The 13,679-nt window shown below is 74.7% G+C and carries 13 protein-coding genes; 9 read left to right on the top strand and 4 right to left on the bottom strand.

The window, feature by feature from the left end; translation table 11 throughout:
• Positions 1 to 225: 225 nt before the first annotated feature.
• Both CYQ11_RS08030 and CYQ11_RS08025 read left to right on the top strand, forming a co-directional pair.
• Complete coding sequence (locus tag CYQ11_RS08030) at positions 226 to 1,287, top strand: C40 family peptidase (RefSeq protein ID WP_099197443.1); 1,062 nt, start codon at positions 226 to 228, stop codon at positions 1,285 to 1,287.
• 48 nt (positions 1,288 to 1,335) lie between these two features.
• Positions 1,336 to 2,583 carry a hypothetical protein gene (locus CYQ11_RS08025; RefSeq protein WP_420894454.1) on the top strand — a complete coding sequence of 416 codons (1,248 nt, stop codon included), beginning with the start codon at positions 1,336 to 1,338 and terminating at the stop codon, positions 2,581 to 2,583.
• Between the two features lie 42 nt (positions 2,584 to 2,625).
• Here CYQ11_RS08025 and CYQ11_RS08020 read toward each other — a convergent pair whose 3' ends face one another.
• Positions 2,626 to 3,867 carry a glycosyltransferase 87 family protein gene (locus CYQ11_RS08020; protein ID WP_099197442.1) on the bottom strand — a complete coding sequence of 414 codons (1,242 nt, stop codon included), beginning with the start codon at positions 3,865 to 3,867 and terminating at the stop codon, positions 2,626 to 2,628.
• Between the two features lie 152 nt (positions 3,868 to 4,019).
• On the opposite strand from CYQ11_RS08020, the gene CYQ11_RS08015 reads away from it, so the two are divergent.
• Positions 4,020 to 5,162, top strand: a complete 1,143-nt coding sequence (locus CYQ11_RS08015) for a glycosyltransferase family 4 protein (RefSeq protein WP_099197477.1) — start codon at positions 4,020 to 4,022, stop codon at positions 5,160 to 5,162.
• Positions 5,163 to 5,217: 55 nt separating this feature from the next.
• On the opposite strand, the gene CYQ11_RS08010 is transcribed toward CYQ11_RS08015, so the two are convergent.
• Entirely contained in the window at positions 5,218 to 7,014 is a 1,797-nt protein-coding gene (locus CYQ11_RS08010; RefSeq protein ID WP_099197441.1) for an AMP-dependent synthetase/ligase, read from the bottom strand.
• Between the two features lie 269 nt (positions 7,015 to 7,283).
• On the opposite strand from CYQ11_RS08010, the gene CYQ11_RS08005 reads away from it, so the two are divergent.
• The 6 genes from CYQ11_RS08005 (at position 7,284) to CYQ11_RS07980 (ending at position 12,240) form a co-directional block, all read left to right on the top strand.
• The gene (locus CYQ11_RS08005) at positions 7,284 to 8,045 is read left to right on the top strand and encodes a metallophosphoesterase family protein (RefSeq protein ID WP_099197440.1); all 762 of its coding nucleotides are present in this window, start codon (positions 7,284 to 7,286) and stop codon (positions 8,043 to 8,045) included.
• 72 nt (positions 8,046 to 8,117) lie between these two features.
• Positions 8,118 to 8,567: an SRPBCC family protein gene (locus CYQ11_RS08000; protein WP_099197439.1), complete on the top strand. Its 450-nt coding sequence runs from the start codon at positions 8,118 to 8,120 to the stop codon at positions 8,565 to 8,567.
• Between the two features lie 50 nt (positions 8,568 to 8,617).
• Positions 8,618 to 9,853, top strand: coding sequence for an ArsA family ATPase (locus CYQ11_RS07995; protein ID WP_099197438.1), 1,236 nt, complete (start codon positions 8,618 to 8,620; stop codon positions 9,851 to 9,853).
• A 101-nt stretch (positions 9,854 to 9,954) separates the two neighbouring features.
• Positions 9,955 to 10,419 (top strand): DUF5304 family protein, encoded by a 465-nt coding sequence (locus CYQ11_RS07990; protein WP_099197437.1) that lies wholly within the window; start codon positions 9,955 to 9,957, stop codon positions 10,417 to 10,419.
• A gap of 57 nt (positions 10,420 to 10,476) precedes the next feature.
• Positions 10,477 to 11,418 carry an ROK family glucokinase gene (locus tag CYQ11_RS07985; RefSeq protein ID WP_099197436.1) on the top strand — a complete coding sequence of 314 codons (942 nt, stop codon included), beginning with the start codon at positions 10,477 to 10,479 and terminating at the stop codon, positions 11,416 to 11,418.
• Positions 11,419 to 11,478: 60 nt separating this feature from the next.
• Positions 11,479 to 12,240 carry an endonuclease/exonuclease/phosphatase family protein gene (locus tag CYQ11_RS07980; protein WP_099197435.1) on the top strand — a complete coding sequence of 254 codons (762 nt, stop codon included), beginning with the start codon at positions 11,479 to 11,481 and terminating at the stop codon, positions 12,238 to 12,240.
• Positions 12,241 to 12,253: 13 nt separating this feature from the next.
• On the opposite strand, the gene CYQ11_RS07975 is transcribed toward CYQ11_RS07980, so the two are convergent.
• Both CYQ11_RS07975 and CYQ11_RS07970 read right to left on the bottom strand, forming a co-directional pair.
• Positions 12,254 to 12,778, bottom strand: coding sequence for a hypothetical protein (locus CYQ11_RS07975; protein ID WP_099197434.1), 525 nt, complete (start codon positions 12,776 to 12,778; stop codon positions 12,254 to 12,256).
• Positions 12,771 to 13,565 (bottom strand): alpha/beta hydrolase, encoded by a 795-nt coding sequence (locus CYQ11_RS07970; protein WP_099197433.1) that lies wholly within the window; start codon positions 13,563 to 13,565, stop codon positions 12,771 to 12,773. Before CYQ11_RS07970 ends, CYQ11_RS07975 begins: the two co-directional genes overlap by 8 nt.
• Positions 13,566 to 13,679: the final 114 nt, after the last annotated feature.

Raw genomic sequence — 13,679 nt, 5'->3', positions numbered from 1 at the left:
GCGCCACGCCACGCCGCCCGTTCGGGCGAATCGCGGCGTCGCCCACTGACACCACGCCCCGCCGGTGACCTGCGTCTCCGGCGGGGCGTCAGTTTTCCCACCGCGTACGGTCTTTGAACAGGGGGTGACCGCGCCGCTACTGTCTGGCGCGCGGCGCCCGCCGGAGACCGCCCCGTCAACCGGGCGGCAGGGCACCGCACACAGCGGAAGGAAGTGCGGCACCCAGTGGCGTCCCATCGCCGTCCCACGCAGACCGGTCGCAGCCCGGGCGTCCGGTCTGCCGTCCTCTCGGCCGCCGTGGCCACCGCCGCGGCCGCCCTCTCGGCGGCGCCGGCGACCGCCCGGCCCGGCGACACCGCCGAGGCCCCCGCGGCCCCGGGGACGGTCAAGGCCCAGCTCGACCGGCTCTACGAACAGGCGGAGCGGGCCACCGAGCGGTTCAACGCGGCGGACGAACGCGCGGGCACCCTCAAGGAACAGGTGGAACGAGCCGCCGACCGGGTCGCCCGGGGCCAGGAGAAGGTCAACCGGATGCGCAGCGCCCTCGGCATGGTCGCCGCCGCCCAGTACCGCAGCGGTGCCGTCGACCCCGCCCTCCAGCTGCTGCTGTCCTCCGACGCCGACGGCTACCTCGACCGCGCCACCACCCTCGACCGCGTCACCGGCCGTCAGGCCGGGCAGCTGCGCGCCCTGCTGGCCGCACAGCGCAGCCTGCGCCAGGAGCGCGAGGAAGCCGCGCGCACCCTCGCCGAACTGGAGGACAGCCGGCGGGCCGTCGAGCGGCACAAGCACGAGGTCGAGGGGAAGCTGGCCGCCGCCCGCCGGCTGCTGAACTCCCTGCCGGAGGCCGACCGGGCCGAGTACACCCGCTCCTCCCGCGCCGAGGACCGCCCGGCCGGCCCGCTGCGCTCCGTGCTGCCCGACCTGTCCGGCATCGGATCCGGCCGGGGAGCCGCCGCCGCGATGGCCGTCCGCTCGGCGGTCGGCTCCCCGTACGCCTGGGGGGCGACCGGGCCCGGCGCCTTCGACTGCTCCGGGCTGATGCAGTGGGCCTACGGACGCGCCGGAGTGGGCCTGCCGCGCACCTCGCAGGCCCAGCGCAACGCCGGCCGCCACGTCTCGCTGGCCGAGGCCCGCCCGGGCGACCTGGTGATCTACCGCGACGACGCCAGCCACGTGGGCATGTACGTCGGCAACGGCCAGGTCGTGCACGCCCCCTACCCGGGCGCCCGGGTGCGCTACGACCCGGCCGACATGATGCCGATCTCCTCCGTCACCCGCCCCTGAGCGTGCCCTGACGCGGCGTCCGGTCCCCCCTGCTCGTACGATGCGGGCGTGACGGGCTGGAGGCGGAGCGGGCGGCGGGCGGCGTGCTGCCTGACCGCGGTGGTGCTCGGCGTCCAGGCCCTGACCGGCTGCGACGTGAGCGGGGGCGGCGACCGCGGGGACCACGGCCGCGCGGCCGCCGAACGGCTGCTCAAGCGGTGGTCCGCCGCCGTGCGCGACCGGGACGAGAGCGCGTACCTGGCCGCCGTCGACCCGGCCGCCGAGGGCTACCGCGCCGAGCGGCGGCGGGTCTTCGCGAGCCTCGCCTCCGTGCCGCTCGCCTCCTGGGAGTACCGCCTGGTGCGGACCGGCGGCTTCGCCCCGGCCGCGGGCGACGGCCGGCGGCTCGCGGCACAGGTCGAACTGCGCTACCGGCTGGCCGGCTACGACAGCGCTCCCGTCAGCGCCGCCCTGCGGCTGACGCTGGTGCGCCGCGACGGCGGCTGGTACGTGGCCGGGCAGGACGCCGGCGGGGGCGGCGCGCAGCTGTGGGAGCAGGGCGAGGTCACGGTCGTGCGGGGGCGGCGCGGGATCGTCCTGGGGGTGGGTCAGGACCCACAGCGGCTGCGGGCGGTGGCGGACCTCGTCGACCGGGCGGTGCCGGACGTGGACGGGGCGTGGCGGGGCCCGTGGGCGGAGCGGGTGGTGGTCGAGATGCCCGCCTCCCTGGACCGCATGGCCGCGCTGCTGGGGGCGCCCGCCGCCAACTACCGGGGCATCGCCGCCGTGACCACCGGCGAGGTCGGCGGCGGGCCGGCGGCCCCCGCCGACCGCATCATCGTCAACCCCGAGGCGTACGGCGCGCTCGGCGACTTCGGGCGGCGGATCGTGCTCACGCACGAGACGGCGCACGTGGCGACCCGCGCCCGGACGTCGGCCGCCACCCCGCTGTGGCTGTCCGAGGGCTTCGCCGACTGGGCCGCCTACCGCGCCACCGGCCGCACGGCCCGCCAGGCCGCCCCCGAGCTCGCCGCCGCCCTGGAGGCCGGCTCGGCCCCGCGCGAGCTGCCCGAGGACGCGGACTTCGGTTTCACGGGCGAGGCGGGGCGGCTGGCCCGCGCCTACGAGGGCGGCTGGCTGGCGTGCCGCATGATCGCCGAGCGGTGGGGCGAGGAGAGACTGGTCGCGTTCTACGCGGCGGTGGGGGCCCGGAAGAAGCGGGCGGGCGCGGTGGACGGGGCGTTGCGCGAGGTGCTGGGGGTGAGCGCGGGGGAGTTCACCCAGCAGTGGCGGCGGTACGTGACGGACGCCTTCTGACGGCGCCCGCCCGCCGCGCCCGGGGCCGTGCGGCCCCGGTGCTCACCCCGGCACCAGCGCCGACTCCTTCTCCGCCGGCGGCTCCGGCTCCTCCTGGGAGGGGTGGTCCTCCGTCACCGTCTCCCGCCACAGCCGTGCGCAGGCCAGCACGGTCGCCGCCACCAGCAGCCCGTTGCGCAGCGTCAGCGTCGCCACCCCCAGCTTGTCGCTCGCGACGACGTGCGAGAACCAGATGGGGAACTCCAGCTGGGTGAGCGGCGTCGCCAGCAGCACCAGTACCACCGGCAGCCCCTGCCGTGGCGTCCGCATCGTCACGCACACCGCCGCCAGGCCGATCAGCCAGATCATGTACTGCGGGCTGATCACCCTGCTGGTCGTGGTGAACAGCAGCACCGCCGCGAAAGCCGCGTCGTACGGCGTGGTCGCCGTGAACCTGCGCGCCCTCACCCGCCACAGCAGCAGCCACGCGAACGCCAGCACGCTCAGCCCCAGCGCCAGGAAGCTCACCGCGTGGACGTGCCGGCCGAGGAACTCCACCGAGCCGTAGTTCAGCCGCGCCTTGCCGTGCCAGCCGAGGTGCCGCCCGAGGTGGAAGACCAGCGAGCCCAGGGACTCCACCTCCGTGCCCCGGTGCCGCTGGAAGGTCAGGAAGGCCAGCGCCCCCGGCATCGCCGCCGCGAAGAACATGGCCAGCCCCATCGCCGTGAGCAGCGCCGACCCCCACAGCGTGCGGGTGCGCGGGCCGCGCGGGGAGCCGGCGAGCAGCAGCACCGGCCAGACCTTGAGCAGGGCGCCGAAGCCCACCAGCGCCCCCGCCAGCCGGGTCCGCCGGCGGGCCGCCAGCAGGGCCGCCACGGCGACGGCGGTGACCATCACGTCGTAGCGGGCGTAGACGATGGGGCCCAGCAGCGGCACCCCCACCACCCACACCCACACGCCCCAGGCGCTGCGCCGGCCGTCGCGCACCGCGTACAGCAGCATCCCCATGACGGCGACGTCCGCCAGGAAGCACAGCACGAAGAACGCCGGGGCGTAGTCCAGGAACGGCACCAGCCCGGGCGCGAGCACGGCCAGCGCGGCCGCCGGCGGGTACTGCCAGGTCACGTCGTCGTACGGGAAGATGCCAGTGCGCAGCACCCCGTACCAGCCCTGGTAGATCACCTCGATGTCGACGGAGACGTCCGACCCCGGCAGGATCCACACCCGGAACACGCACAACAGCAGCACGGCCCGGGTGAGGGCCCACGCCACGATCGAGAGCCGCAGACCAGTGCCCGCCACCATCACTCACCACGTCCTTCCGTCGGCACCCGCAGCACTCGCCGTACCCGCGCCGTCACTGGAAGGAATGATGCCGGTCGGAGGGGCCCGCGCGCGACGACGTGGCGGGACGCGGCGCGGCCTACGCCCGATCGCACCCGGTACTGTCGGCGGCGATGCACAAGACCCTTATCGTCACCAACGACTTCCCGCCCCGTCCCGGCGGCATCCAGGCCTTCCTGCACAACATGGCGCTGCGCCTGGACCCGGAGCGGATCGTGGTCTACGCCTCCACCTGGAAGCGGGGCCGTGAGGGTGCCGAGGCCACCGCGCGGTTCGACGCCGAGCAGCCGTTCCCGGTCGTCCGCGACCGTACGACCATGCTGCTGCCGACCCCGCGGGTGACCCGGCGCGCGGCCTCGCTGCTGCGCGAGCACGGCTGTTCGTCCGTGTGGTTCGGGGCCGCTGCGCCGCTCGGGCTGATGGCCCCCGCGCTGCGCCGGGCGGGGGCGCGCCGGCTCGTCGCCACCACGCACGGCCACGAGGCGGCCTGGGCCCAGCTGCCCGGCTCCCGGCAGCTGCTGCGCAGGATCGGCGAGGGCACCGACACAATCACCTATCTGGGCGAGTACACCCGCGTCCGGATCGCCTCCGCCCTGACGGACGAGGCGGCCGCGCGGATGACGCAACTGCCGCCGGGCGTGGACGAGAAGGCCTTCCACCCGGCGTCGGGGGGCGAGGAGGTCCGCTCCCGGCTCGGGCTCGCCGACCGCCCGGTCGTGGTGTGCGTCTCCCGGCTCGTGCCGCGCAAGGGCCAGGACACCCTGATCCAGGCCATGCCGCGCGTCCTCGCGGCCCTCCCGGACGCGGTCCTGCTGATAGTCGGCGGCGGCCCCTACGCGGAGGACCTGCGGAAGCTGGCCGCCGACAGCGGGGTCGCGCACGCGGTGCGCTTCACCGGCCCGGTGGAGTGGGAGGAGCTGCCCGCGCACTACGGCGCCGGCGACGTCTTCGCGATGCCCTGCCGCACCCGCCGCGGCGGCCTGGACGTCGAGGGCCTCGGCATCGTCTACCTGGAGGCCTCCGCCACGGGACTGCCGGTGGTCGCCGGCGACTCCGGCGGAGCGCCGGACGCGGTGCTGGAGGGGGAGACGGGGTACGTGGTGCGGGGCGGATCACCGGCGGAGGCGGCCGACCGGATCGTCACGCTGCTGCGGGATCCCGGGCTGCGCCGCCGCATGGGCGAGCGGGGGCGCGCCTGGGTGGAGGAACGCTGGCGCTGGGACCTGCTGGCGGAGCGGCTGAAGGACCTTCTCTGACCAACGGGTGAGGGGCTCGCGCCACCTGGCGCGAGCCCCTCACCCGTATGCGGCGTCAGCCGTGGTAGATCGCCTCGATCTCGTCCGCGAAGTCCTTCGCCACGACGTTGCGCTTCAGCTTCAGCGACGGCGTCACGTGCCCGGACTCCTCCGTGAACTGCGCCGGCAGGATGCGGAACTTGCGCACCGACTCCGCCTTGGACACGGCGGCGTTGCCGTCGTCCACCGCCTTCTGCACGGCCGCCAGCAGGTCCGCGTCGTCGGACAGCTCGGACGCCGTCAGCCCGGCCGGCTTGCCGTGCTGTTCCAGCCAGCGGGGCAGGAAGTCCTCGTCCAGGGTGATCAGCGCGCCCACGAACGGCCGTCCGTCGCCCACGACCATGCACTCCGCGATCAGCGCGTGCGCCCGGATGCGGTCCTCGATCACCGCGGGGGCGACGTTCTTGCCGCCCGCCGTCACGATGATCTCCTTCTTGCGGCCGGTGATGCGCAGGAAGCCGTCCTCGTCCAGCGTGCCCAGGTCACCGGTGTGGAACCAGCCGTCGGACAGCGCCTCCGCCGTCGCGGCCTCGTTGTTCCAGTAGCCCGTGAACAGGTGCTCGCCGTGCAGCAGCACCTCGCCGTCGTCGGCGATGCGCACCACCGAGCCCGGCAGCGGCTGGCCGACCGAGCCGATGCGCGGCTTGTCCCAGGGGTTGAAGGCGGTCGCCGCGCACGACTCCGTCAGGCCGTAGCCCTCCAGCACCGTGAAGCCGATGCCCCGGTAGAAGTGGCCGAGCCGCTCGCCGAGCGGGGCGCCGCCGGAGATGGCGTGGGTGGCGCGGCCGCCGAGGACCGCGCGCAGCTTGCCGTAGACAAGCTTGTCGAAGACCTTGTGCTTGATCCGCAGGCCGAAGGACGGCCCCGACGGGGTGTCCAGCGCCCGGCTGTAGGCGATCGCCGTCTCCGCCGCCTTGTCGAAGACCTTGCCCTTGCCGTCCGCCTGGGCCTTGGCCCGGGCGCCGTTGTAGACCTTCTCGAAGACGCGCGGGACGCCCAGGACCAGCGTGGGCCTGAAGCCCTGGAGGTCGTCGGTCAGGTTCCGGATGTCGCTGACCAGGCCCAGGCGGATCGGGGCCAGCACCGCGGCGACCTCGACCAGCCGGCCGAAGACGTGGGCGGCGGGCAGGAAGAGCAGCACGGACGAATCGCCCGTGTTGAACAGCGGCTTGAGCCGCTCGACCGCGTTGCCGCACTCCGCGAAGAAGGCGCGGTGGGTCAGCACGCAGCCCTTGGGGCGGCCGGTGGTGCCGGAGGTGTAGACGATGGTGGCGGGCGAGTCCGCGGTGGCCAGCGCGCTGCGCTCGTCCACCTGCTCGTCCGTCAGCGACTCGCCGGCGGCCCGCAGGCGCTCGACGGCCCCGCGCTCGATCTGCCAGATGTTCGCGAGCTCGGGGAGGCGGTCGCGCACGGACTCCACGGCCGCCTCGTGGTCGGGGGTCTCCACCAGGCAGGCCACCGCGCCGGAGTCGCCCAGGATCCACTGGATCTGCTCGGGCGAGCTGGTCTCGTAGACGGGCACGGTGACCGCGCCCGCGCTCCAGATGGCGAAGTCCAGCAGCGCCCACTCGTAGCGGGTCCGCGACAGCAGGCCCACCCGGTCACCGGGGCGGATGCCCGACGCCATCAGGCCCTTGGCCGCGGCCCGGACCTCGTCGAGGAAGCCCGCCGCGGTGACGTCCTGCCAGCGGCCGTCCACCTTGCGCCCTATGACGGCGACGTCTGGGTGCAGTGCGGCGTTCCGGCGGATGAGATCCGTCAGGTTTCCGTCGGCGGGGACCTCGTAAAGGGCCGGAAGGCTGAACTCGCGCAAGACTGCTGCTCCTCGTCGGGCGCCGGCGCCGCCGCGTCTTCGAGGGGCGCTGCGTCGGCTGCGGTCCATGATCAGGCAAGGGGGGGACAGGACTGCCCGGACGTTACCCACCGGTATGCGTTTCGAATAGGGGGTCACGACCAGATGTTCGCTGCGTCACATGCCACGGAACCGCTCCCCGCACCCTAGCCCCCCGGCCGGGTAACCGGGAAGTAACCGCAGGTCGGGGCCCTTTCCGAGGCGCCTTCGCACACCCTAGGGTGATCCGTATGCGAGTCCACGTGGTCAGCGATGTGCACGGCAACGCCGAGGGCCTGGCGCGGGCGGGCGAGGGGGCGGACGCCCTGGTCTGCCTCGGCGACCTGGTCCTCTTCCTCGACTACGCCGACCACTCGCGCGGCATCTTCCCCGAGCTCTTCGGCGTCGAGGCCGCCGACCGCATCGTCGAGCTGCGCACCGCCCGCCGCTTCGAGGAGGCCCGCGCCCTCTCCCGCGGCCTGTGGGCCGGCATCGACCGCGAGAGCGCCGTGGAGCAGGCGGTCCGCAAGCAGTACGCCGAGCTCTTCGCCGCCTTCCCCACCCCCACCTACGCCACCTACGGCAACGTCGACGTCCCCCCGCTGTGGCCCGAGTACGCCCGGCCCGGCACCACCGTCCTCGACGGCGAGCGGGTGGAGATCGGCGGCCTGGTCTTCGGCTTCGTCGGCGGCGGCCTGATCTCGCCCATGCGCACGCCCTACGAGATCCCCGAGGAGGCGTACGCGGCCAAGCTCGCCGCCCTCGGCGACGTCGACGTCCTGTGCTCGCACATCCCGCCCGACGTGCCCGAGCTCTGCTACGACACCGTCGCCCGCCGCTTCGAGCGCGGCAGCTCCGCCCTGCTGGAGACCATCCGCGCCGTCCGCCCCGCGTACGCGCTCTTCGGCCACGTCCACCAGCCGCTCGCCCGCCGGATGCGCATCGGCGCCACCGAATGCGTCAACGTCGGCCACTTCGCCTCGACCGCTACACCGTGGGTGCTGGAGTGGTGACGCGCAGCGCGAGGTAGCCTTCACCGGCAGACGAATTCACAGGGTGCGGACCGGTACGGAGGAGCCACGCAGATGGCGGAACACACCAGCTCGAGCATCACGATCGAGGCAACCCCCGCCCAGGTCATGGCGGTGATCGCGGACTTCAGCCGCTACCCCGAGTGGACGGGCGAGGTCAAGCAGGCCGAGGTGCTCGACCAGGACGACCAGGGCCGCGCGCTCAAGGTGCGCCTCGTCCTGGACGCGGGCGCCATCAAGGACGACCACACCCTGAACTACAGCTGGCCCGAGCCGGGCGTCGTCGCCTGGTCCCTGGACAAGTCCCAGATGCTGCGCCAGCTCGACGGCTCCTACAGCCTGGAGCCCGTCGCCGGCGGGGCGCACACCAAGGTGACGTACCAGCTGACCGTCGACGTCAAGATCCCCATGCTCGGGATGATCAAGCGCAAGGCGGAGAAGGTCATCATCGACCGGGCCCTGGAGGGGCTCAAGACCCGCGTCGAGAGCGGCGTGACGTCCTGACCCAGGGCGTCCTGTCCGACGCCCCCACCCCTTCGCCCGGAGGCTCCACCTTGCGCACGGTCCTCGTCACCGGTCCCGGCGGCGCGGGCCGCACCACCGTCGCGGCGGCCACGGCCCTGGCCGCCGCCCGCGCCGGCCGCCGCGTCCTGCTGCTCACCTGCGACCGCGGCCCGGCCCCGGACGCCGTCCTGGGCGTGAGCCTGCCCGCGGACGGCGACGGGGAGGGCGGGGACGCCATACCCTGGGCGCCGCCCACCGAGGCGGCTCCCGGGCTGTGGGCCGCCCGCGTGGCCACCGGCGCGCACTTCCGGGCCCTCGCCCGCGACCTCCAGGACCGCGGCACCTCGGTCTTCGACCTCCTCGGCGCCAGCCCCCTCGACCCCGAGGAGCTGACCGAACTGCCCGGCGCCGAGCACCTGGCGATCCTCGCCGCGCTGCGCGCCGCGCACGCCCGGCCGGAACGCTGGGACCTCCTCGTCGCCGACATGCCGCCCGCCCACGAGACCGTGCGGCTGCTCGCCCTCCCCGAACAACTGCGCCGCTACCTGCGCCGGCTCCTGCCCGCCGAACGCCAGGCGGCCCGCGCCCTGCGGCCGATGCTCGCCCAGCTCGCCGGGGTGCCGATGCCCACGCAGCGGCTGTACGAGACGGTCGAGCGCTGGCAGGAGGAGCTGACCGCCGTCCAGCGCGTGATCGAGGCGGACGGCACGACCGTGCGCCTGGTCGCCGAGCCGGGGCCGTCCGGAGCGGACCTGCTGCGCCCCGCCCGCGCGGGGCTGTCCCTCCAGGGCTGCCGCGTCGATTCGCTCGTGGCGAACCGGCTGCTGCCCGCGGAGTCGGCCGATCCCTGGCTCGCCGGGCTGGCCCAGGAGCAGCGGGCCGCCCTCAAGGCCCTCAGCGAGGAGTACCTCGCCGACGGCATTACCGTCCGCGAGCTGCCCCACCTGGGCAGGTCCCCGCGCGGCCGGGCCGACCTCGACGCCCTGGCCCAGCGCGCCACCCTGCCCCGCGAGGACCACGCGCCCCCCGTGCCCTGGCCCGTCGACGACCGCCTCGCCGACGAGGGCATGCTGGTCTGGCGCATCCCGCTGCCCGGCGCGGAGCGCGACGGCCTCGGGCTCGTCCGCCGGGGCGACGAACTCCTCGTCTCCGTCGGACCGTTCCGCCGGGTGCTGCCCCTGCCCTCCGCGCTGCGCCGCTGCACCGTGTCCGGCGCCGGCCTGCGCGACGGCGAGCTGTGCGTGCGCTTCGTCCCCGACCCGGGACTGTGGCCGCGCGGCACCTGACCGGGCGGACCGGCGCCGGGCCCGGGGCAGGCCCGGGCCCCCTGAACGGCACCGGGTCGTTCGGGTAACGTCGGGAGAAAGCCCAGCCGCAGGAGACCGTCATGAGCGAAGCCACCGAGGGCCCCGGCCAGGCGCCCGACCCCGACGCCTGGGAGCGGGCCTGCGCCGAGGACCTCGCCGCCGAGCGGGCCCGGCGTCGCGCGGAGTACGGGCACGACAGCCCGCCCGGCAGCGCCGCCGAAGAGCTGCGCAAGCTGGTCGACGCCGTCGCCGAGAAGGTCTCCGCCCTCCACCTGCCGCTCGCCGGGGCCGCCGCCCAGGAGGCCGTGCGGCACCTGGTCACCCAGGCCAGGACCGCGGTGGAGCCGGTCATCGAGCGCAACCCCGAGGTCTTCGACCACCTGGCCTCCGCGGGCTCGGAACTGCGGGCCGCCTACCGCGCGGCCGTGCGCCGGCAGGAGGCGCGCTGGACCCGCGACGAGCCCCCGCGCGCGGCGCGCGAGCCGCGCGAAGGCGACGACGGCGGTGCGGACCAGGGCGGAACCGAGCACATCGATCTCGACTGATCCCCCGCTCGGGTACGGTGGGTCGCGGCGGGGTCAGAGCGAAAAACTGAGGGACACATGGGACTCACCATCGGCGTCGACATCGGCGGCACGAAGATCGCGGCCGGCGTGGTCGACGAAGAGGGCTCGATCCTCGCGACGTGCAAGGTGCCGACCCCGGACACCCCCGAGGGCGTCGTCGACGCCATCGCGGACGCGGTGCGCACGGTCAGTGAGGGCTTCGACGTCGAGGCCGTCGGCATCGGCGCCGCCGGATACGTGGACGACAAGCGGGCCACCGTCCTGTTCGCCCCGAACATCAACTGGCGGCACGAGGCGCTCAAGGACAAGGTCGAGCAGCGCGTGGGCCTGCCGGTCGTCGTCGAGAACGACGCCAACGCCGCCGCGTGGGGCGAGTACCGCTTCGGCGCCGGCCAGGGCCACGACGACGTCATCTGCATCACCCTGGGCACGGGCCTGGGCGGCGGCATCATCATCGGCAACAAGCTGCGCCGCGGCCGCTTCGGCGTCGCCGCCGAGTTCGGCCACATCCGGGTCGTCCCGGACGGCCTGCTGTGCGGCTGCGGCAGCCAGGGCTGCTGGGAGCAGTACGCCTCCGGCCGCGCCCTGGTCCGCTACGCCAAGCAGCGCGCCCACGCCACCCCGGAGAACGCCGAGATCCTGCTGAGCCTCGGCGACGGCACCCCCGAGGGCATCGAGGGCAAGCACATCAGCGACGCCGCCCGGCAGGGCGACCCGGTGGCCATCGACTCCTTCCGCGAGCTGGCCCGCTGGGCCGGCGCGGGCCTGGCCGACCTGGCCTCGCTCTTCGACCCGTCGGCGTTCATCGTCGGCGGCGGCGTCTCGGACGAGGGCGACCTGGTCCTTGACCCGATCCGCAAGTCCTTCCGCCGCTGGCTGGTGGGCGGCCAGTGGCGGCCCCACGCGCAGGTCCTCGCGGCCCAGCTCGGCGGCAAGGCCGGCCTGGTCGGCGCGGCCGACCTGGCCCGGCAGGGATAGCACCCGGGCGGACGGCAGCCACACCGGCCGACGGGCCGGCTGACGGATGGGAGCGGTCGGATGAGTACGGCGGTGCTGAAGGACCTTCCGGCGTCCCGGACGGAGCCCGACGGCTCCGCCGTCGTCCGCCTGCTGAGCTACAACATCCGCTCCATGCGCGACGACGTGGGGGCGCTGGCCCGGGTCATCCGGGCCTGCGCCCCCGACGTCGTCTGCGTCCAGGAGGCGCCGCGCTTCTTCCGCTGGCGCAAGAAGGCCGCACGGCTGGCCCGCGCGTCGGAGCTGGTGCACGTCACGGGCGGGGCCACCACGTCCGGGCCGATGATCCTCGCCTCGCTGCGCGCCCACGTGGAGCGCGCCGACGACGTCCTGCTGCCCCGCACCCCGGGGCTGCACCAGCGGGGCCTCGCCACCGCCGTGCTGCGGTTCGGGCGGGCCCGGCTGGGGGTCGTCAGCTGCCACCTGAGTATCGACGCGGACGAGCGCTTCGCCCAGGGCCGGCTGCTGCTCGCGAAGCTCGCCTCGCTGGAGGCGGCGCACACGGTGGTGGCCGGGGACCTCAACGACCGGCCCGACGGCCGCACGTTCGGCCTGCTGGCCGGGACGCTGCAGGACGCCTGGGCGACCGCGCCGTGGGGACGCGAGCACACGACGCGGCTCGGCGACCCGGAGCAGCGCATCGACGCGGTCTTCGCCAACCAGGGCGTGGAGGTCCTCGGGTGCGGCGTCCCGATGGGGCTGGCGGGGGTGAGGGAGGCGGACCTGCGGGCGGCCACCGATCACCTGCCGGTGCTGGCGGCCCTCCGGGTGCCGGCCCCGTAGCCGGACGGCCGGCTCAGACCACGGCTCCGCGCCCGGGGTCGCCGTCGTCGTCGTCCTCGTCCTTCATCCGCAGGACGAGCGTCGCGAAACCGCCGAGGAAGCCTCCGACGCCCAGCGTGGTGATCCACCACGTCAGCTCCTGCCGCAGCAGCACCATGACCAGCAGCAGCAACGGGCCGCCCAGCACGGCGATCCACGCGAAGCGGGAGGTGACGTCGCCGGCCGGCAGCGGCGGCGGCTCCGGCGGGACGAAGTGGCCCTCGTCCGTCTCGTCCTCGGCGGCCCCGACCGGCGGGGTGCCCCCATCGCGCGGGCCCACGCCCGGCGCGTAGACGATGAAGCTGCCGGGCCGCTCCGGCCCGTCCGCCCGCTCCGGCGACGGCGGCTTCTCGTCGCCGCCGTCCCCCGTCGCGGGCCAGCGGCCCTTCTCCGGGTCCGGCTGCTCGCCGTACGCCGCGACCAGCTCGGCCCAGGCACGGTCCTCGTCCAGCGGGTCGCGGCTCTCGTCGCGGTCGCGGTCCGCGTCGTGCTCAGCCACGGGAGGCCGTCCGCGGTGCGCCGGCGCTCTCCTCGCCGGTGCCGGCCGAGAGTCGGCCGATGAAGGCGTACGTCTCCTCGAAGACCGTCGGGGCGTCGTGGTCGAGGGTCGCCACGTGGTAACTGCGGTCCAGCAGCCGCTCGGTGACGTCCCGCGAGGAGACCCGGGCCAGGATGCGCGCCGAGTCGGCCGGGGGAACCACATGGTCGTGGGGGCTGTGCATCAGCAGCAACGGCTGGGTCACCTGGGGCAGTTCGGAGTCGAGCATCCGCAGGAAGCGACGGAAGGAGTGCGCGGCGTGCAGCGGCACCCGGTCGTAACCGGTCTCCTCCATGCCGGGCTTGGCGATGTCGCTGGCGATGCCCTTGGTCGTGCGCACCAGGTGGCGCACCACCGGCAGGGCCCGCGCGGCGAGCCCGTGCACCTTGTTGGCCGGATTCACCAGCACGGCCCCGGAGACGGCGTCGCCGTGCCGGGCCGCCAGGCGCAGGCTGAGGGCGCCGCCCATGGAGAGCCCGCACACGAAGACGCGGGAGCACCGCTCGCGCAGCGTCCACAGCTCCCGGTCGACCTCCGCGTACCAGTCCTGCCAGCCCGTGACCGCCATGTCCTGCCAGCGCGTGCCGTGCCCCGGCAGCAGCGGCAGCGACACCGTCAGACCCCGCTCCGCGAGATAATCGGCCCAGGGGCGAACGGACTGAGGGGAGCCGGTGAAGCCGTGGCACACGAGGACGCCGACCTCTCCGCCGTCGTGGCGGAACGGCTCGGCACCGGGGAGGAGCGGCACCGGGATCTCCGATCGATGGAGCGGAACAACAGGAAAGAGGCTCTCGCCCTCAGCCTACGCGGAGCGCCGCACCGCGGGTAGGCAGGTTAAGGTCTCCTCGTCACTACAGGAGGT

This window comes from Streptomyces cinnamoneus (assembly GCF_002939475.1).
Taxonomy (GTDB): domain Bacteria; phylum Actinomycetota; class Actinomycetes; order Streptomycetales; family Streptomycetaceae; genus Streptomyces; species Streptomyces cinnamoneus_A.
This window is presented reverse-complemented; position numbering and strand designations above follow the sequence as displayed.